The sequence below is a fragment of the Citrobacter sp. 21OH12SH02A-Citro genome, assembly GCF_027919895.1.
In the GTDB taxonomy this organism is placed as follows: domain Bacteria; phylum Pseudomonadota; class Gammaproteobacteria; order Enterobacterales; family Enterobacteriaceae; genus Citrobacter; species Citrobacter braakii.
Genome location: NZ_CP114801.1, coordinates 3068161 through 3088938 on the forward strand (window position 1 = coordinate 3068161; position 20778 = coordinate 3088938).

Genomic DNA, 20778 nt, shown 5'->3' on the forward strand with positions numbered 1-20778 from the left:
AAATGATTCGCTGCCGCAGCGTGAATCAGTTAGCGAGTCAGCGAGATTAAGCTATCCAGCAACATATCAGGCCGATCGCCTGACAAATGAGCGTCAACAGGTAAATACCACCAGTTTTCATCGGCAAATGCACGGCACTTAACCGCATCTTTTTCCGTCATCACCAGCGTTTGCCCGGCGTCTGCAAACGCACTGACGTCACTGTAGGTCAGAGACTGATGGTCTGCCAGCGCAATACTTTTTTGCACGCTGGCACCGCATGCTTCCAGCGTGGCAAAAAAACGCGGTGGATGGCCAATGCCCGCCATGGCGACAATATTGGACAGCTGCGACACATCGCGGCGTTCACCCGTACGTAAATTAACGGCCAGCCCCGGTTCAAGTCGCATAGGGATTTCCCCTGGCTGCGCAACGCCACCGTTAACGATAGTCGCATCCACCGATTTAAGCCGGCCTGAGCGTTCCCGCATGGGACCCGCGGGAAGCCACCAGCCATTGCCAAACCGACGTTCTCCGTCAATAACCACGATTTCAACATCTCGCGCCAGACGGTAGTGCTGTAGCCCATCGTCCGTCACAATAATCTGCACATCGTGTTGGGCCAAAATGGCTTTGACCGCATCCGATCTTACCGGGGATACCGCTACGGGCACGCCGGTACGTTGGGCGATCAGCACAGGTTCATCACCCGCTTCTGCCGTAGTGGTATCTGCGGTCAGTAACAGCGGGTAAGCAGCCGCTTTCCCGCCATAACCACGCGACACCACGCCCACGCGAATCCCACGTTGACGCAGTTGTTCAACCAGCCAAATCACCACGGGTGTTTTGCCATTGCCACCCGCGGTCAGGTTTCCGACCACCACAACCGGGACTGGTGCACGCCACGCGCGTTTAATCCCAAGCTTGTAACATAAGCGGATCCCCCCACTCACAAGGCCATACAGCCAGGAGAGCGGGAGTAACAGTCGCCACAGCGGCGACTCACCAGACCAGATTCGAGCGATCATTGACCGAATTGCATTTTATGTAATTGTGCATACACCCCACGCTGCTCAATCAGCTCGCTATGGGTTCCACGCTCAACAATAATACCGTCTTCCACCACGATGATTTCATCCGCCTGTTCAATGGTAGAAAGGCGGTGAGCAATCACCAGGGAGGTACGGTTTTTCTGAAGCTCATCCAGAGCAGCCTGAATCGCGCGTTCAGACTCGGTATCGAGTGCCGACGTTGCTTCATCAAGGATCAGAATCGGACTGTCACGCAACAAGGCGCGGGCAATAGCGATACGCTGACGCTGACCACCAGATAGCAGGACGCCGTTTTCGCCAATCACCGTATCCAGGCCATTGTCCATCTTATTGATGAAATCCATGGCGTAAGCCATTTTCGCCGCTTTTTCGATCTGCTCACGGCTGTACAAATCGGTACGCGCGTAGGCGATGTTGTTGGCAACCGTATCGTTAAACAGGTGCACATTCTGCGAAACCAACGCGACCTGATCGCGCAGGGATGCCAGGGTATATTCACGTAGATCGTGTCCGTCCATTAGAATCTGCCCTTCATCAATATCATAGAAGCGCGTGATCAAGCTGGCGATGGTGGATTTCCCTGAACCTGAACGGCCAACCAGGGCAACGGTTTTCCCCGCTGGAATATTCAGGTTGATGTTGCGCAGCGCAGGTACTTCACGTCCTGGATAGGTGAATGTCACGTTGCGGAACTCGAGATTGCCGGTAGCGCGTTCGATTTCGCGTGTACCTTCATCTTTTTCCTGCTCGCTATCCAGAATCGTAAATAAGGTCTGGCAGGCCGCCATACCGCGCTGGAACTGTGCGTTGACGTTGGTCAGCGATTTCAACGGACGCATCAGCGCGATCATTGAGGAGAAGACAACCGTAATTGTCCCTGCAGTCAGGTTTTCCATTACGCTTGGGAAGCTGGCTGCATACAACACGAAGGCCAGAGCCAGAGACGCAATCAGCTGGATGATAGGATCGGAGATAGAAGAGGCGGAAACCATCTTCATGCCCTGCAAACGCATCTTATTGCTGACTTTATCAAAGCGCTTAGTTTCGACTTCCTGACCACCAAAAATCAGAACTTCTTTGTGGCCTTTCAGCATCTGCTCCGCACTGGTCGTAACCTGACCCATGGTGTTTTGCATATTTTTACTGATGCTACGAAAACGCTTGGAAACTATACGAATCGCCACTGAAACAATTGGCGCCAGTACAATCAGGATCAATGACAGCTGCCAGCTGTAATAGAACATCATGATAAACAGGCCAATAATTGAAGCCCCTTCACGTACCACGGTGATCAGCGCGCCGGAGGACGATGATGCGACCTGCTCTGAATCATAGGTAATACGTGACAACAGCGTACCTGTAGACTGTTTATCAAAAAAGGACACCGGCATGCCCATCATATGGCCAAACAGGCGGCGACGCATGGTCATGACCACTTTGCCTGATACCCATGAGATGCAGTAGCTGGAGACATAGCTGGTGAATCCGCGAAGAACCATTAGTCCAATGACCACCAGCGGCATCCACAGCAGCACCGAGCGATCCGTTTTACCAAAACCATCATCCAGTAATGGCTTAAGGAGCGATAGCATGAAGGTATCGCTGGCCGCGTTCAGGATTAACGCTATACCCGCCACGATCAGACCCGATTTAAAAGGCGCTATGGTTGGCCATAGTCGGCGAAACGTCTGCCACGTAGAGAGATCTTTATCGTTATGCATTCAAAAAACCAGCATTTGTTAGAATAGCCGCATATTCTACCCGTTATCCTCCGACACGCCAAACCACTGATGATACCAACGAGGTAAAATCTGATCCCGCAAGCTGTTTATTCGCCAGTTTTTTTGATAAAAATCCAGCGTAATCTGCCCCTGGTGGGGTGTATCCAGCCATTGATAATTTTGTTGCCGATAACGTTGCTTCACTTTCCTGGACGGGAGACGCCAGGCATTGTAACGGGATGCGGAGGCTAACGCGGCCTGCCCGCCGACCCGCTGAATCAGCGCCTGCGATGATGAGGTATTGCTACCATGATGTGGAACCTGTATCACCGTAGACTGCAGATGCTGCCAGTAGTGACTGAGCATTTTTTGTTCAGCGGGAGACTCAATATCTCCGGTCAGCAGAATACTCTGATGCCCGTCATCGACCTTAACCACGCAGGAGTGGTTATTCCCCAGATCTTTATTTCCACGCACGGGCCAATGCGCACTAAAGGTTAACCCTTGCCATTGCCAGCGCTCCCCGCGTAAACACGGGAGATGCCCTTCCCAACCTAATGGGCTTCTTATCCATAGCGACGGCCAGGCTTGCTGCAGCGAACGCAACCCGCCCCGGTGATCCATATGCTCATGGCTTAAAATAACGCCTTCTGGCTCCAGGTTGTGCCAGCGTAGCCAGGGAATAATCAGCTGTTGCGCGCTATCGCCTTCAGGCCATGCCAGACCGGTATCGTAAAGAATCGCTTTCCCATTGCGCGAAATAACCATCGCCAGTCCCTGCCCGACGTCCAGCATATGCACTTGCCAGACATCAGTACGTAGCGTTCGCCAGAACGGGGCGCTCAGTAAAAGGAGCACAGTGACGCAAACTACCGGTATAGTTCGCCACGCGTTCAGCCGATATGCGATGAGCAGGAGTCCGGGTACAAATGCAAGCCATTGCCAACGTGCATCAATATTGATCCACCCTTCAGGCAGGCTCCTGAGCCCCCAAAATAATAGCGCGAGGGAGCGATCCGCTAAATACCATAGGTTCGACTCAACCATCGCCAGCCCGGTTAAATGCACGATCATGCCTGCTAATATCAATGGTACGGAAATAAACGTAACCAGCGGTACAGCAAACAAATTCGCCAGAAATGAGGTCAGGCTAAAACCGTGAAACATCGCGATTTGCACAGGTAGAAGCAGGAGCGTAATTCCCAATTGCAAATGAGCAAGCGCCAGAAATTGGCGTCCAACGCGCGACAGCGGCCAATCCAGCATCGGAACCCATTGATACCAGAACAGCAGCGCCGCAACGGCAAAAGCAGACAACCACAGACTTTGTGAAAGAACGGCGACAGGATCCACCACCAGAATGGCTGCCAGACAGCAGATCCACACCGCCCATCCACTCCACTGCCTGCCGCTGAGTTTTAGCCCTCCCCAGACCAGTAGCGCAACAACCGTACGTAATGCCGGGGGCTGTAGCCCCGTTAACCAGGCATAGAATGTTGCGCAGACGATCCCGCCAACTAACGGAACCTGCCAGCAAATCCATCTGGTTGGCATAAAAAATTGCCCCGCGCGAATTAATCCTGCAGCCAGAAGTGCGGCAAATGCAATATGCAGCCCGGAGATAGCCATCAAATGGGCCGTACCGGTATCACGCATAATGGTTTTCACCGCTTGTGACACGGACAAGCGCTCCCCCATTCCCAGGCCCAGTATAACCTGCTGCCAGGGATAGTCAGCGAGCGCGCTTTTCAACGAGGAGAGATACCGCGAACGTAAATTGCATTGTTGTGTGATAACCGAAGCCTGCAAAAATCTTCCCGTCAGCAGCTGGTGCTGCGCCAATGCGTAACGCTGGCTATCAAACCCGCCCTCGTTCAATTGACCGTGTATAGCACGAACCTTCAACGTCATCGCCCATGTCTGGCCCGCACAAACGTTGCCGGGTAGGTACTGCCCATACAGAGTAATTCCGATGTCAGGAAATACCCGCTTCCCCTGCAGATGCGTGATCTGGCCGTAGTGCGTTGTCATATTATCGGTTCCGGTTATCCGCACGATGGCCTGCTGGCTTTTTGCAGGCAGCGTATTACCGGCCCACAGCGCATCTTTCGCAGCCAGAACTCCCCAAAGAAAAAATAGCAGGGTTAATCCGGCGAAACGTACAGGGCTGTGAGAAATAAGGCAGAGCAGAATTGCCAGACCAAATATAACGCCGATGCACAGCATGTCAGGTAACGCAGGTAATAGCATAAGCGGGAGAATGCCGAATAATGCACTCGTACTAACCGTTGTTATTTTCATCAGTCACCTCCCTGTAGCAGGAAGTGTGCAGTAATGTTCGACGGTTGTCTGGTGCCAATTTAGCGTTATACGGTATGCATTCCGCTAACATTTAGCGGCGCTTGTAACGTGCAAATTAACTGGGATGGAGACTCCAGGATGGGTTGGCAGAAATGAAAAAAGCACCCATGCGGGTGCTTTTCTCGGCGTTAAGTCTCGCTAAAAACTTAACCGTAAATATTGGCGCGATCGCGCAGTTCTTTACCTGGTTTAAAGTGCGGAACGTATTTTCCTTCCAGGTCCACTTTATCGCCGGTCTTCGGATTACGTCCGGTGCGCGGTGCGCGGTAATGCAAAGAGAAACTGCCGAAACCGCGGATTTCAATACGCTCGCCCTGCGCAAGAGTCGAGGCCATATGTTCCAGCATCTCTTTAACTGCATCTTCAACCGCTTTCGCGGGAATATGAGGTTGCTGGGTTGCAAGTCTTTCAATCAATTCTGACTTGGTCATGATTCCTCCGGTTCCTTAAAGGCATAATTAGCTGCTGCATTGATTAAGGGCGGCCTTAGCCGCCCTTTGTCATTGATTACAGGACGAATCCTGTAATCTGTCAAGCTACTCGTCGCCCTTTGTGCTGTTAACAGCACAAAGGATTTAGGAGCACTCGATATTACTCGCCTTTAGCTGCTTTGAAAGCTTCAGCCATTGCGTTGTTAGAGAAGTTAGCATCTTCCTGTTTGTTAACAGTTGCGATTGCATCTTTCTCATCAGCTTCGTCTTTAGCACGAACAGACAGGCTGATTGCGCGGTTCTTACGATCAACGCCGGTGAATTTAGCTTCAACGTCGTCGCCTACGCTCAGAACCAGAGTTGCATCTTCAACGCGGTCGCGGGAAGCTTCAGAAGCGCGCAGGTAACCTTCAACGCCGTCAGCCAGTTCTACGGTTGCGCCTTTAGCATCAACTGCAGTGACTTTACCGTTTACGATTGCGCCTTTCTTGTTCAGTGCAACCCAGTTGTTGAACGGATCTTCTGCGAGCTGTTTAACGCCCAGAGAGATACGCTCACGTTCTGCGTCAACCTGCAGAACAACAGCTGCGATTTCGTCGCCTTTTTTGTATTCACGAACTGCTTCTTCGCCAGCAACGTTCCAGGAGATGTCAGACAGGTGAACCAGGCCGTCGATGCCGCCGTCCAGGCCGATGAAGATACCGAAGTCAGTGATAGACTTGATTTTACCTTCAACACGGTCGCCCTTGTTGTGGGTTTCCGCGAACTGCTGCCATGGGTTGTTTTTGCACTGCTTCAGACCCAGGGAGATACGACGACGTTCTTCGTCGATATCCAGAACCATAACTTCCACTACATCGCCAACGTTAACAACTTTGGACGGGTGGATGTTTTTGTTGGTCCAATCCATTTCGGAAACGTGAACCAGGCCTTCAACGCCTTCTTCGATTTCAACGAAGCAGCCGTAGTCGGTCAGGTTGGTCACGCGACCAGTCAGTTTGGTACCTTCCGGATAACGCTTAGCGATAGCTACCCATGGATCTTCGCCCAGCTGTTTCAGGCCCAGAGATACACGAGTACGCTCGCGGTCGAACTTCAGCACTTTAACAGTGATTTCGTCGCCAACGTTTACGATTTCGCTCGGATGCTTAACGCGTTTCCATGCCATGTCGGTGATGTGCAGCAGGCCGTCAACGCCACCCAGATCAACGAATGCACCGTAGTCAGTGAGGTTCTTAACGATACCTTTAACTTCCATGCCTTCCTGCAGGTTTTCCAGCAGCTGATCGCGTTCTGCGCTGTTTTCGGATTCGATAACGGCACGACGGGAAACAACAACGTTGTTACGCTTCTGATCCAGCTTGATTACTTTGAATTCAAGCTCTTTGCCTTCCAGGTGCAGCGTGTCGCGGACCGGACGAACGTCTACCAGGGAACCCGGCAGGAACGCGCGAATACCATTCAGCTCAACAGTGAAGCCACCCTTGACTTTGCCATTGATAACACCAGTAACGGTTGCAGCTTCTTCGTAAGCTTTTTCCAGCGTGATCCAAGCTTCGTGACGTTTAGCTTTTTCACGGGACAGCAGGGTTTCACCGAAGCCGTCTTCTACTGCATCCAGAGCAACGTCAACTTCGTCACCAACCTGGATTTCCAACTCGCCCTGGGCGTTTTTGAACTGCTCTGCCGGAATGGCGGACTCAGATTTCAGACCAGCGTCAACCAGTACTACGTCTTTGTCGATAGCAACAACAACACCACGAACAATGGAACCCGGACGGGTTTCGATTTCTTTTAAGGATTCTTCAAACAGTTGAGCAAAAGATTCAGTCATGTTTAATCTTCAGGTTTCATATTTAACGTCCACCTGGCTCCATGCCGGATGGGGTTGTTTAACATACCCGCTGTCAATCCATTGCAACGGGGGTACTGCAAATTCGGTCGCACTTAAGCGAGTGCCAGTTTTTGGCGCGCGTATTGTAACGCTTTTTCAATCACTTGCTCAATGCTTAATCGGGTTGAATCCAAAACTAAAGCATCAGCAGCGGGAACCAGCGGCGCTACAGCACGGTTACGATCGCGGAAATCGCGTTCTTCGATCTCGGCCAAAAGGCGTTCAAAGTTAACACTAAAGCCCTTTTCCTGCAACTGTAGCATACGTCTATGCGCACGTTCTTGCGAGGAGGCGTCCAGGAAAATTTTCACTGGTGCATCCGGGAACACCACGGTCCCCATGTCTCGTCCGTCGGCAATCAGACCGGGCGCTTCACGAAACGCGCGTTGGCGGCGTAACAGCGCTTCGCGTACGCGAGGAAACGCAGCGACCTGAGATGCGGCATTCGCTACTTCCTGGGTGCGGATTTCGCCGCTGACATCTTCACCTTCCAGAATGACTTCCAGGTTGCCGTCCGTTGAGATAAAACGCACATCCAGGTGTGAGGCAAGCGGTACCAGAGCATCTTCAGATGTGACATCAACATGGTGATGCAACGCTGCGAGCGCCAGTACGCGGTAGATCGCGCCTGAATCTAACAGATGCCATTGCAATGCTTCCGCCATTGCCTTGCACAAGGTGCCTTTTCCTGCACCACTTGGGCCATCAATGGTAATAACCGGGGCAATTGCCGTCATCTTTTTCTCCTTAAACGGGCATACGTTAACGTGAACGCCGCGCATTATACGCGCCAACGCTAATAATCGTTAACACAGAGTGTAAAAACCCGATTAGTCTGTAACGATGTGAGGAAGAATTGCGCAATTATAGCGGGCAGGCGAGAAACCAGCCCGGAAGATGACACTGATTTACTTTTTATCTGCAGCGATGCGCTCACGAATATGCGGAGCGCGATCGTCAGATGTGAGGATCAGGCAGGTATACTAATACGCGCCAGCTGTTCGAAATAATCCGGGAAGGTTTTGGTGGTACATTTAGGGTCCAGAATGGTCACCGGCGTGTCAGACAACGCCACCAGCGAGAAACACATCGCCATGCGGTGATCGTTGTAGGTCGCGATCTCCGCAAACTGTAACGTCGCCGGTGGTGTAACGCGAATATAGTCTTCGCCCTCTTCAACGATCGCGCCCACTTTACGCAACTCAGTCGCCATCGCGAACAGGCGGTCGGTCTCTTTGACGCGCCAGTTATAGATGTTACGTAAAGTCGTGGTGCCTTTAGCGAACAGCGCTGCCGTGGCGATGGTCATCGCGGCATCGGGAATATGGTTCATATCCATGTCTACCGCGTTCAGCTCACCGTGAGTACAGGCAATAAAGTCATCGCCCCAGGTAATGGTCGCGCCCATTTTTTCCAGCACATCAGCGAAGCGGATATCACCCTGCATACTGTTTCGGCCAATCCCGGTGACTTTTACCGTACCGCCTTTAATGGCTCCTGCTGCGAGAAAATAGGAAGCGGAAGAAGCGTCACCTTCAACCAGATATGCACCCGGTGACTGATACTGCTGCTGACCCTGCACAATAAAGCGCTGGTAGTTCTGATTCTCAATTTCAACACCAAACGTTTTCATCAGGTTCAGTGTGATATCAATGTAAGGTTTGGATACCAGCTCGCCTTTAATGGCGATCGTCGTATCCTGCGGCGCCAGTGGCGCAGTCATCAGCAACGCAGTCAGGAACTGGCTGGATACGCTGCCGTCTACCTCAACCTGTCCTCCGGTAAAGCCACCGCGCAGACGTAAAGGCGGATAGTTTTCCTGCTCCAGGTATTCAATGTTGGCTCCGCCCTGGCGTAACGCATCAACCAGATGGCCAATCGGGCGCTCTTTCATGCGCGGTTCGCCTGTCAACACGATGTCATTACTGCCCAGACACAGCGCAGCGGCCAGTGGGCGCATTGCGGTTCCGGCATTGCCAAGGAACAGTTCTACTGCGCCTTCGGCATGCAGCGCGCCGCCATTGCCGATAATCTCGCAACGCGTACGGTCGGCAGAAAGGGTATAGCTAATTCCTAACGCATTCAGAGCATTAAGCATATGGCGGACATCATCGCTGTCCAGCAGGTTGGTCAGGACAGTGGTGCCATTTGCTAATGCAGCCAGCAGCAAAGCGCGGTTAGAAACACTTTTGGATCCAGGCAGATTGATGGTGCCATCCACCCGCGCAATGGGTTGTAACGTCAGGGATTCCATGAAACTCGACTCTCAAAAACAGACATAAAAACCCCACAGACTGGCTGTGGGGATGAAAATACAGCAGATTAACCGCGGCGGCGCTCGAAATCGACCATGAAATCGGTCAGCGCTTTTACACCTTCTAGCGGCATTGCATTGTAGATGGACGCGCGCATACCGCCGACCACACGGTGCCCTTTCAACGCGTGCAGACCCGCAGCGAAAGACTCTTCCAGGAAGAGTTTATCCAGGGCGCTGTCAGCAAGCTGGAACGGTACGTTCATGCGTGAACGGTTCGATTTTGCCACGTCGTTACGGTAGAAATCGCTGTTATCGATTACGCCGTACAGCAGTTCCGCTTTTTGCTGGTTAATTTTATCCATCGCGTTAACACCGCCCTGCTCTTTCAGCCATTTAAAGACCAGGCCAGACAGATACCAGGCAAAGGTTGGCGGCGTGTTGAACATGGAGTCGTTGTCATTCAGCACGGTATAGTCGAGGATTGACGGGCATGACACATGAGCCTTACCCAGCAAATCTTCACGTACGATGACAATGGTCAGCCCGGCCGGGCCGATGTTTTTCTGCGCCCCGGCATAAATTACGCCATAACGGCTCACGTCAAGCGGTGCGGAAAGAATGGTAGAGGACAGATCCGCCGTAACCACCACATTGCTGGCAAAATTCGGCGTTTCATCGATCGCAATGCCATCAATGGTTTCATTCGGGCAATAGTGCAAATACGCCGCGTTGTCAGAAAGCTGCCATTCGCTCATTGGCTTAACAGCACGCAGTCCGTCAACGGTGACTTTGGCGTCGATAACGTTTGGCGTACAGTATTTTTTCGCTTCTTTAATTGCGCTGGCGGCCCAATAACCGGCATCGACGTAATCCGCCGTGGTTTTGTCACCCAGAATATTTAACGGGATACCCGCGAACTGCCCGCGCCCACCGCCATGGCAGAACAACACTTTATAGTTGGAGGGGATGCTGAGAAGATCGCGAAAATCCTGCTCCGCTTCCTCTGCGACCTGGATGAATTCTTTGCCACGGTGGCTAATTTCCATCACCGACGTGCCAAGACCGTTCCAGTCGCGAAGATCCTGTTGAGCCAGTTTAAGTACTTCTGCCGGTAACATTGCCGGACCTGAACTAAAATTGAAGACCTGAGCCATTTCCCCTCACCACGTTGTGTTGTTGTCCAATCAACATCCTGTCATTGGCGATAATCCGGTGACAGACATTGGTATAAGTTATTCCTGTGGATATCGGTTTTATCATTCAGTGACACGCGCCGCAATGGGTAAAACTGACCAGGGTAAAAATGTGTCATTGGTCACACAACAGAATCTATCGGATTGACGGGTAAAAACCGAGATTTTCGCTGTCAGGTGACCCGTTTTGCCCGGCTGGCCTTCGACCATTCTGGATTTGCACAGCGTGGACATAATTGATGATCTCCGGCGTTCATTTGCACCACTTCACTACACCGTATACAGGCATAGTCCCCAGCTTCAGGTATCACTTTAAATCGCTGTGTGCAGCGTTTAGGCAAAATACTGAGCCCCGGCTTTACGTCTTCATCAGCAAAGAAATAGACGCTGATTTGCCCATTAGTCTCCAGGATGGCCAGTCTCACCTGTCCCAATTGCTCCACGCCGTTCAAACGCAATTCCATAAAGAATTCGAATTCCGTCATATTGGCGCTATTGAGTTTCGACCATGCCAGCTCGCCGTCCTCAATGATCACAACGGGCTTGCCCTCCAGCAAATCCTCCATTTTCTCGCTATGCGCCATCAGCCACATAACCAGCCGATACAGCACGGCAAGCGTAATAAAGACCACCAGCACCGGCAGCATCGGGACATCATCATAAAATGCCACGTCTCCCGCCGCGGACCCCAGCGTAAGGATGATCAGCACTTCAAAAAGCGACATCTGGCGTACGCCGCGACGTCCGGTGATTTTTAAAAACAGAAAAACCAATATAAAGGTATAGAGGCTGCGCAGAGCAACTTCTCCCAGAAAATCCATGGGCACCTTATCCAGTACCATTCGGTGTAAATCGAAAGCTTTCATTATTATGCTCTAAACGTGGTTGGCTGTAGGAAAGCATAGCTAATACTTTTATTTACGTCTGAACTCCGGCGACGATAGCGCCATTCATTTAAAACCCGTATCATTGCGCGCTTTCCGTACGACAAAAGTGATTTTCATGACGCAAACATTTATCCCTGGCAAAGATGCCGCTCTGGAAGACTCCATCGCTCGCTTCCAGCAAAAATTGCTCGACCTTGGTTTTCAAATTGAAGAAGCCTCGTGGTTGAATCCCGTCCCTAACGTCTGGTCTGTACATATTCGCGACAAAGAATGCGCGCTGTGCTTCACCAACGGTAAAGGCGCGACGAAAAAAGCGGCGCTGGCTTCCGCGCTGGGCGAATATTTTGAGCGTCTGTCGACTAACTATTTCTTTGCGGATTTCTGGCTGGGTGAAACCATCGCCAACGGTCCATTCGTGCATTATCCGAACGAAAAATGGTTCCCGTTGACTGAAGAAGACGACGTACCTGAAGGTCTACTGGATGCTCGTCTGCGTGCGTTTTACGATCCAGACAACGAACTGACTGGCAGCATGCTTATCGATCTGCAATCCGGTAATGAAGAACGTGGGGTCTGTGGCCTACCGTTTACCCGTCAGTCGGATAACCAGACCGTCTATATTCCGATGAATATTATTGGCAACCTGTACGTTTCTAACGGCATGTCTGCGGGTAACACCCGAAACGAAGCGCGCGTTCAGGGCCTGTCTGAAGTCTTTGAGCGTCATGTGAAGAACCGTATTATTGCGGAAAGCATCAGCCTGCCGGAAATCCCGGCCGAAGTCATGGCGCGCTACCCGGCAGTGGTGGAGTCCATCGCCAAACTGGAAGCGGAAGGTTTCCCAATTTTCGCCTACGATGGCTCGCTGGGCGGCAAGTATCCGGTGATTTGCGTTGTCCTGTTCAACCCGGCCAATGGTACCTGCTTTGCCTCCTTCGGTGCGCACCCGGATTTCGGCGTTGCGCTGGAGCGTACTGTCACTGAACTGCTGCAGGGCCGTGGTCTGAAAGATCTTGATGTCTTCACCCCACCAACCTTTGACGACGAAGAAGTGGCTGAACACACTAACCTTGAAACTCACTTCATCGATTCCAGCGGCCTGATCTCCTGGGATCTGTTCAAGCAGGATGCTGACTATCCGTTCGTTGACTGGAATTTCTCCGGTACCACCGAAGAAGAGTTCGCCACCCTGATGGCCATCTTCAATGCTGAAGATAAAGAAGTGTATATCGCCGACTACGAGCACCTGAGCGTTTACGCGTGCCGCATTATTGTTCCGGGAATGTCTGACATCTATCCGGCTGAAGATCTGTGGTTAGCCAACAACGCCATGGGCGCCCATCTGCGTGACACTATTCTCTCGCTCCCGGGCAGTGAATGGGATAAAGAAGACTATCTCAATCTGATCGAACAACTGGATGAAGAAGGCTTTGACGACTTCACCCGCGTACGCGAGCTGCTCGGTCTGGCAACAGGTGCGGATAACGGTTGGTACACCCTGCGCATTGGCGAGCTTAAAGTGATGCTGGCGCTGGCCGGCGGCGACCTGGAGCAGGCGCTGGTCTGGACAGAATGGACGATGGAATTCAACGCCTCTGTCTTTAGCGCTGAACGTGCCAACTACTACCGCTGTCTGCAAACGCTGCTGCTGCTATCTCAGGAAGAAGATCGTCAGCCGCTACAATATCTGAACGCGTTTGTGCGCATGTACGGTGCCGAGGCGGTTGAAGCCGCAAGTGCAGCATTAAGTGGCGAAGCGCCGTTCTACGGGCTTCAAACTGTTGATAACGATCTGCAGGCTTTCCCGGCGCATCAGTCTCTGCTGAAAGCTTACGAAAAACTGCAGCGCGCGAAAGCAGCACATTGGTCAAAATAGTGACAATCAGCCTGCGCTGAGTAGGCTAAAGGTATTGTCTGGGCTATATTACGGGGCGCTTAATGCGCCCTGTTTTTTATTTTGGTCAAATCAAAAAATAAATGTAAAAACAAGGTTAAATATTAGTAGTTGATATTAAGAAAATTAGCTTATTAATGTGGTTTTTTATCTCAATTACTCCATTTTAATTAACCGCCCCAGAGGAGACAGAAAGAAAAAATTCAACTCACTTTATAATTTTTAAAATTTATTTTTATTTGGATAATCAACAAGTTACACCGTAATCGCATAAAAACCATGCGCCTTACGGGCCTATAAGCCAGGCGAGATATGATCTATATCAAATTCTCATCTATAATGCTTTGTTAGTATCTCGTCGCCGACTTAATAAAGAGAGAGTTAGTGTGAAAGCTGACAACCCTTTTGATCTTATTCTTCCTGCTGCAATGGCCAAAGTTGCCGAAGAAGCAGGCGTCTATAAAGCAACGAAACATCCGCTTAAGACGTTCTATCTGGCAATTACTGCCGGTGTATTCATTTCAATTGCCTTTGTTTTCTATATCACCGCCACAACCGGTACCGGCACAATGCCTTTCGGCATGGCGAAGCTAGTAGGTGGTATCTGCTTTTCCCTGGGGCTGATTCTCTGCGTTGTCTGCGGTGCAGACCTCTTCACCTCAACCGTACTGATTGTCGTAGCGAAAGCCAGTGGTCGCATCACCTGGGGCCAATTGGCTAAAAACTGGCTTAACGTTTATGTCGGCAACCTGATTGGCGCCCTGATCTTCGTGTTACTCATGTGGCTTTCTGGCGAGTATATGACCGCTAACGGCGCGTGGGGTCTCAACGTCCTGCAAACAGCCGACCACAAAGTGCACCATACTTTTGTTGAGGCGGTAAGTCTTGGCATCCTGGCGAACCTGATGGTGTGTCTGGCAGTATGGATGAGCTATTCGGGTCGCAGCCTGATGGACAAAGCGTTTATCATGGTATTACCGGTCGCAATGTTTGTTGCCAGCGGTTTTGAGCACAGTATCGCAAACATGTTTATGATCCCTATGGGTATTGTAATTCGCGATTTCGCCACCCCGGAATTCTGGACCGCTGTTGGGTCTTCTCCGGAGAATTTTTCTCACCTGACCGTGATGAATTTCATCACCGATAACCTGATTCCGGTTACGATCGGCAACATTATCGGCGGCGGTTTGTTGGTCGGGTTGACATACTGGGTCATTTATCTGCGTGGTAACGATCATCATTAATCTGATGATGCCCATTACACGCAGTAAATAAAAAATCCACTTAAGAAGGTAGGTGTTACATGTCCGAGCTTAATGAAAAGTTAGCCACAGCCTGGGAAGGTTTTACCAAAGGTGATTGGCAGAATGAAGTAAACGTCCGTGACTTCATTCAGAAAAACTACACTCCGTATGAGGGTGACGAGTCCTTCCTGGCTGGCGCAACTGATGCGACCACTGCACTGTGGGACAGCGTGATGGAAGGCGTTAAACAGGAAAACCGCACTCACGCGCCTGTTGACTTTGACACCTCCGTTGCTTCTACCATCACTTCTCACGACGCTGGCTACATCAACAAAGCGCTCGAGAAAATTGTTGGTCTGCAGACTGAAGCTCCGCTGAAACGTGCGATCATTCCGTTTGGCGGCATCAAAATGGTTGAAGGTTCCTGCAAAGCGTACAATCGCGAACTGGACCCGATGCTGAAAAAAATCTTCACCGAATACCGCAAAACCCACAACCAGGGCGTATTCGATGTTTACACCAAAGACATTCTGAACTGCCGTAAATCCGGTGTTCTGACTGGTCTGCCAGATGCCTATGGCCGTGGCCGTATCATCGGTGACTACCGTCGCGTTGCGCTGTACGGTATCGACTACCTGATGAAAGACAAATACGCTCAGTTCGTCTCTCTGCAGTCCGATCTGGAAAACGGCGTAAACCTGGAAGCCACTATCCGTCTGCGTGAAGAAATTGCTGAACAGCACCGCGCACTGGGTCAAATCAAAGAAATGGCTGCTAAATATGGCTGCGATATCTCTGGTCCGGCAACCAACGCTCAGGAAGCTATCCAGTGGACTTACTTCGGCTACCTGGCCGCGGTTAAATCTCAGAACGGCGCAGCAATGTCCTTCGGTCGCGTATCCACCTTCCTGGATGCCTACATCGAACGTGATATCAAAGCAGGCAAAATCACCGAGCAAGACGCTCAGGAAATGATTGACCACCTGGTCATGAAACTGCGTATGGTTCGTTTCCTGCGTACCCCTGAATATGATGAACTGTTCTCCGGTGACCCGATTTGGGCAACTGAATCTATCGGTGGTATGGGCGTTGATGGCCGTACTCTGGTTACCAAAAACAGCTTCCGCTTCCTGAACACCCTGTACACCATGGGTCCTTCTCCGGAGCCGAACATCACCGTTCTGTGGTCTGAAAAACTGCCTCTGAACTTCAAGAAATTCGCCGCTAAAGTGTCCATCGACACCTCTTCTCTGCAGTACGAGAACGATGACCTGATGCGTCCGGACTTCAACAACGACGACTACGCTATCGCTTGCTGCGTAAGCCCGATGGTTGTTGGTAAACAAATGCAGTTCTTCGGTGCGCGTGCAAACCTGGCGAAAACCATGCTGTACGCAATCAACGGCGGCGTTGATGAAAAACTGAAAATGCAGGTTGGTCCTAAATCTGAACCGATCAAAGGCGACGTTCTGAACTTCGACGAAGTTATGGAGCGCATGGATCACTTCATGGACTGGCTGGCTAAACAGTACGTCACTGCACTGAACGTTATCCACTACATGCACGACAAGTACAGCTACGAAGCCTCTCTGATGGCGCTGCACGACCGTGACGTTATCCGCACCATGGCGTGTGGTATCGCTGGTCTGTCCGTTGCTGCTGACTCCCTGTCTGCAATCAAATATGCGAAAGTTAAACCGATTCGTGACGAAGACGGTCTGGCTGTCGACTTCGAAATCGAAGGCGAATACCCGCAGTTTGGTAACAACGACTCTCGCGTTGATGACATGGCGGTTGACCTGGTAGAACGTTTCATGAAGAAAATTCAGAAACTGACTACTTATCGTAACGCTATCCCGACTCAGTCTGTTCTGACCATCACCTCTAACGTGGTTTATGGTAAGAAAACCGGTAACACCCCAGATGGTCGTCGTGCTGGCGCGCCGTTCGGACCGGGTGCTAACCCAATGCACGGTCGTGACCAGAAAGGTGCTGTTGCCTCTCTGACCTCCGTTGCTAAACTGCCGTTTGCTTACGCTAAAGATGGTATCTCTTACACCTTCTCTATCGTTCCGAACGCGCTGGGTAAAGACGACGAAGTTCGTAAGACCAACCTGGCTGGTCTGATGGATGGTTACTTCCACCACGAAGCGTCCATCGAAGGTGGTCAGCACCTGAACGTGAACGTCATGAACCGTGAAATGCTGCTGGATGCGATGGAACATCCGGAAAAATATCCGCAGCTGACCATCCGTGTTTCTGGCTACGCAGTACGTTTTAACTCCCTGACTAAAGAACAGCAGCAGGACGTTATTACTCGTACCTTCACTCAGACCATGTAATTGGTTTTGACTGAAATCGTACTTTAAAAAGCGTACAATAAAGGCTCCACGTAAGTGGGGCCTTTTTAATAGCCTGCTTTGTCAGCTATCTATACTTATGGATAGCAGCCAAAACAGACTCGACACAGTTAATAACTGTGCACTAACACTGGCCCCGGATGGGCCACACCTGGAGAAACACCGCAATGTCAGTTATTGGTCGCATTCACTCCTTTGAATCCTGTGGCACTGTTGATGGCCCGGGCATCCGTTTTATTACCTTCTTCCAGGGCTGCCTGATGCGCTGCCTGTATTGTCATAACCGTGACACATGGGATACGCACGGCGGCAAAGAAGTCACCGTCGACGAGTTAATGAAAGAGGTCGTGACCTACCGCCACTTTATGAACGCCTCCGGTGGCGGTGTGACAGCGTCCGGTGGCGAAGCTATCCTGCAAGCTGAATTTGTACGCGACTGGTTTCGTGCCTGTAAAAAAGAAGGTATTCATACCTGTCTGGATACCAACGGTTTTGTTCGCCGCTACGATCCGGTGATTGATGAATTGCTGGAAGTCACTGACCTGGTGATGCTCGATCTCAAACAGATGAATGATGAAATCCATCAGAATCTGGTGGGCGTATCTAACCATCGTACGCTTGAGTTCGCACGTTACCTGTCCAATAAAGACATCAAGGTGTGGATCCGCTACGTCGTTGTGCCTGGCTGGTCTGACGATGACGACTCCGCGCACCGCCTGGGCGAGTTTACCCGCGATATGGGCAACGTAGAGAAAATCGAACTGCTGCCATACCATGAGCTGGGCAAACACAAATGGGTGGCAATGGGTGAAGAGTACAAACTTGACGGTGTTAAGCCACCGAAGAAAGAGACCATGGAGCGCGTGAAAGGCATTCTTGAGCAGTATGGTCATAAAGTGATGTACTAATGACGACCACGGCGTCGCAGCGCTCTGCTTGAGTAGCGCGACGCCAACGTTCGATGCCTACGACATAAAATATTCTGAAAGTTTATTGGTCACGCTTTCAATAGAGAAAATACGTTTCTGGTGTGCTTTACGACACTGCACGTAACGCTCATCCTGCTCTTCCAGAGCACTGAGTATGCGATCCGCCACCATCATCGCACCAGCAATTTCAGCAAAACCAGACTCACCTTCCCCCTGTAACGCAACCGCCGCCTGCAAATTCCAGTCAGAAAGCCGATTTAATGGCGCAAACGATCCGCGAGTTAACGAGAGAATTTTTATGCCTTGTTCCTTCGCTAGCGTCAGCGACTGCATCATATCGGTAGAGACTTGTTCTGTATGAATAACGATAATCCCTGTTTTTTGGCTGTCCGCCAACGGAGAGATAGCCGCCGGATAAAATCGGTCGATATAACTGGCTATTTTCCCCATCTGCACCAGATTGATTTGCAGGAATAACGCCACCGGCACCGCAGTACCTACCGCATAAATTGCAATATTACTGAGCTGATTTAACCAGGTCGCAACCGCCTGCAACTCTTTGCTGTCAATGATGGCATTGCTGTCACAAACGCTTGCCAGTACCGCCGCCGTCTCCTCACTTCCTCCATCATTCGGCCGTGCAGCTCCTTGCTCCAGTGCAAGAGCCGTTCTGAAATCAGAAAACCCCTTAAAACCAAAGGCACGGCAAAAACGAGTGATACTCCCCTCACTGGTATCAATAGAATCGGCCAGCTCGGTTATCGTATGCCGCATCACAAAATCAGGATTTTCAGTGATAAAACGCCCTACCTTTTCCAGGATCGGACTCAGCTCTGAAGCCCCATTTCTTATGTTAATCAATAAATTAGTATCTATTTGACTCATTTTTCGCCTTTTTGCACAAAATGCAAATGCTGTCACATACTTTGCCCGGCTTTGCGATAATAATTTTTATCGCACCAATTATAATTAAAAATAATTATTTTTACAAACAGGAGAACGTCTAATGAAAGGTCTAATCGTCTGTCGTACCGGTATGGGCAGTTCGCTAATGCTGAAAATCAAAGCCCAAAAAGTCATCGATAAACATGGCTGGGATATCGATCTTGAACACGATGTCCTGTCAGGGCTACGAACCTGGCAAAACATCGACTTCGTGATCACCATGAGCGACCTGACCGATGAGGTAGAAGCCGCCGGGTTCAGAGCAATCGGTATCACCGATCTGATGAACAGCGAAGAAATGGAATCTGCGCTCACCAGCGTTGTTCAAAACAACTAACCTCTCCGGGGGAAATATGGATCTCCTAAAGTTCATTGTATTCGACATTTTGGGTGTAACCCCACTTTTAGTTGGCTTTATTGCGCTAATTGGTTTGCTTATCCAGCGTAAGCCCATCGAAAAAGTGCTTTCTGGTACCTTTAAAACCATCGTCGGATTTCTGGTATTTGCCGGCGGAGCAGGGATTGCGGTGACATCCTTAGGTAATTTTCAGACCTTATTCAGCGATGGATTCGGTCTAAAAGGTGTGATGCCGTTAGCCGAAGCGTTAACTGGGCTGGCACAAACCAAGTTTGCCATGTGCGTTTCACTCATCATGGTCGTTGGTTTCGGCTGGAACTTGTTTTTTGCCCGCGTAACACCGTTCAAATACATCTTCCTGACGGGTCAACATAATCTGTATCTGTCTGCCCTCTTAACCGTTACGCTTAAGGCGCTTGGCTACAGCGATGTGACAACAATCATCGTCGGTTCCATACTGCTGGGGCTTGCGGCCTGTGTCTATCCAGCTATTGCTCAGCCGTGGATGCGTAAGATTACCGGTAATGATGAAATTGCGATGGGTCATTACGTTACTCTGGCCTACGCGCTATCGGGATGGATCGGTTCGAAAGTGGGCGATCCTAAGCAGTCAACAGAAAAGCTAAATCTTCCCGGATGGTTGGGGATTTTTAAAGACTACATCGTCTCCGTGTCCATCTCTGTCAGTATTTTCTATTACATCGCGGCGCTTGCCGCAGGCGAAGAAGCGGTAACGGCCGCCGCCGGTGGAATGCATTGGCTGGTTTATCCGCTATTCCAGTCACTCACGTTTACCGCATCGCTTTATATCATCATCACCGGAGTTCGCTTGCTGTTGTCAGAAATAGTCCCGGCATTTCTGGGCATCTCTGAAAAATTTATCCCGAACGCCAAACCCGCACTGGATTGTCCAGTCGTCTTTCCGTATGCCCCAACCGCCACCGTTTTAGGTTTCATCTCTTCCTTTGTGGGTGGATTGGTGGTTATGGGGGTACTCGCATCAATTGGGCAAACGGTCATTATCCCCGTCGCCATCCCCTACTTCTTCATTGGTGCTACCGCCGCCGTCTTCGGTAATGCGTCAGGAGGCTGGAAAGGGGCCATCGCCGGTAGCTTTGTCACTGGCATATTAATTGGTATTGGCCCGGCACTCATCTATCCCATCATGGAATCGGTGGGATTGTCCGGTACTAGCTTCCCGGAGACAGATTTTGTCGCCCTCGGCTTAGTGGTTTATTACATCGGCAAAATGTTGCCCTGATAAGGAATGAAC

At 50.7% G+C, this 20778-nt stretch carries 16 protein-coding genes; 6 read left to right on the forward strand and 10 right to left on the reverse strand.

Translation table 11 applies throughout. The features are described from left to right. Nucleotides 1–29 precede the first annotated feature (29 nt). The 9 genes from lpxK to O6D90_RS15025 all read right to left on the reverse strand — a co-directional run bounded on the left by lpxK (nucleotide 30) and on the right by O6D90_RS15025 (nucleotide 11754). On the reverse strand, nucleotides 30–1007 hold the full coding sequence (gene lpxK, locus O6D90_RS14985) for a tetraacyldisaccharide 4'-kinase (protein WP_016156119.1): 978 nt from the start codon (nucleotides 1005–1007) through the stop codon (nucleotides 30–32). After that, nucleotides 1004–2752, reverse strand: coding sequence for a lipid A ABC transporter ATP-binding protein/permease MsbA (msbA, locus tag O6D90_RS14990; protein ID WP_016156118.1), 1749 nt, complete (start codon nucleotides 2750–2752; stop codon nucleotides 1004–1006). The genes lpxK and msbA overlap by 4 nt, the downstream gene beginning before the upstream one ends. A gap of 36 nt (nucleotides 2753–2788) precedes the next feature. Further along, on the reverse strand, nucleotides 2789–5053 hold the full coding sequence (locus O6D90_RS14995; protein ID WP_016156117.1) for a ComEC family protein: 2265 nt from the start codon (nucleotides 5051–5053) through the stop codon (nucleotides 2789–2791). 206 nt (nucleotides 5054–5259) lie between these two features. Beyond that, nucleotides 5260–5544, reverse strand: a complete 285-nt coding sequence (gene ihfB, locus O6D90_RS15000) for an integration host factor subunit beta (RefSeq protein WP_003035780.1) — start codon at nucleotides 5542–5544, stop codon at nucleotides 5260–5262. Between the two features lie 160 nt (nucleotides 5545–5704). Beyond that, nucleotides 5705–7378 (reverse strand): 30S ribosomal protein S1, encoded by a 1674-nt coding sequence (rpsA, locus tag O6D90_RS15005; RefSeq protein ID WP_003035776.1) that lies wholly within the window; start codon nucleotides 7376–7378, stop codon nucleotides 5705–5707. A 113-nt stretch (nucleotides 7379–7491) separates the two neighbouring features. Further along, the gene (gene cmk, locus O6D90_RS15010) at nucleotides 7492–8175 is read right to left on the reverse strand and encodes a (d)CMP kinase (protein WP_016152447.1); all 684 of its coding nucleotides are present in this window, start codon (nucleotides 8173–8175) and stop codon (nucleotides 7492–7494) included. A 233-nt stretch (nucleotides 8176–8408) separates the two neighbouring features. Beyond that, nucleotides 8409–9692, reverse strand: a complete 1284-nt coding sequence (aroA, locus tag O6D90_RS15015; RefSeq protein WP_016156116.1) for a 3-phosphoshikimate 1-carboxyvinyltransferase — start codon at nucleotides 9690–9692, stop codon at nucleotides 8409–8411. A 68-nt stretch (nucleotides 9693–9760) separates the two neighbouring features. Continuing rightward, nucleotides 9761–10849 (reverse strand): 3-phosphoserine/phosphohydroxythreonine transaminase, encoded by a 1089-nt coding sequence (gene serC, locus O6D90_RS15020; protein WP_016152445.1) that lies wholly within the window; start codon nucleotides 10847–10849, stop codon nucleotides 9761–9763. A 212-nt stretch (nucleotides 10850–11061) separates the two neighbouring features. Next, nucleotides 11062–11754: a DUF421 domain-containing protein gene (locus tag O6D90_RS15025; protein WP_016156114.1), complete on the reverse strand. Its 693-nt coding sequence runs from the start codon at nucleotides 11752–11754 to the stop codon at nucleotides 11062–11064. 136 nt (nucleotides 11755–11890) lie between these two features. Between O6D90_RS15025 and ycaO the strand changes: the two genes are divergently transcribed. The 4 genes from ycaO to pflA all read left to right on the forward strand — a co-directional run bounded on the left by ycaO (nucleotide 11891) and on the right by pflA (nucleotide 18181). Next, nucleotides 11891–13651, forward strand: a complete 1761-nt coding sequence (gene ycaO, locus O6D90_RS15030; RefSeq protein WP_016152442.1) for a 30S ribosomal protein S12 methylthiotransferase accessory factor YcaO — start codon at nucleotides 11891–11893, stop codon at nucleotides 13649–13651. A 404-nt stretch (nucleotides 13652–14055) separates the two neighbouring features. Then, on the forward strand, nucleotides 14056–14913 hold the full coding sequence (gene focA, locus O6D90_RS15035) for a formate transporter FocA (protein ID WP_003831909.1): 858 nt from the start codon (nucleotides 14056–14058) through the stop codon (nucleotides 14911–14913). A gap of 59 nt (nucleotides 14914–14972) precedes the next feature. Then, nucleotides 14973–17255: a formate C-acetyltransferase gene (gene pflB, locus O6D90_RS15040; protein ID WP_016152441.1), complete on the forward strand. Its 2283-nt coding sequence runs from the start codon at nucleotides 14973–14975 to the stop codon at nucleotides 17253–17255. A gap of 185 nt (nucleotides 17256–17440) precedes the next feature. Beyond that, on the forward strand, nucleotides 17441–18181 hold the full coding sequence (pflA, locus tag O6D90_RS15045) for a pyruvate formate lyase 1-activating protein (protein ID WP_003035751.1): 741 nt from the start codon (nucleotides 17441–17443) through the stop codon (nucleotides 18179–18181). Nucleotides 18182–18238: 57 nt separating this feature from the next. On the opposite strand, the gene O6D90_RS15050 is transcribed toward pflA, so the two are convergent. Further along, a complete protein-coding gene (locus O6D90_RS15050) occupies nucleotides 18239–19087 on the reverse strand; it encodes a MurR/RpiR family transcriptional regulator (protein WP_016156113.1) in 849 nt (282 codons plus the stop codon). Nucleotides 19088–19208: 121 nt separating this feature from the next. Between O6D90_RS15050 and O6D90_RS15055 the strand changes: the two genes are divergently transcribed. Continuing rightward, the gene (locus O6D90_RS15055; RefSeq protein WP_016152439.1) at nucleotides 19209–19484 is read left to right on the forward strand and encodes a PTS sugar transporter subunit IIB; all 276 of its coding nucleotides are present in this window, start codon (nucleotides 19209–19211) and stop codon (nucleotides 19482–19484) included. A 16-nt stretch (nucleotides 19485–19500) separates the two neighbouring features. Beyond that, on the forward strand, nucleotides 19501–20766 hold the full coding sequence (locus tag O6D90_RS15060) for a PTS ascorbate transporter subunit IIC (protein WP_016156112.1): 1266 nt from the start codon (nucleotides 19501–19503) through the stop codon (nucleotides 20764–20766). The last annotated feature ends 12 nt before the right edge of the window (nucleotides 20767–20778 follow it).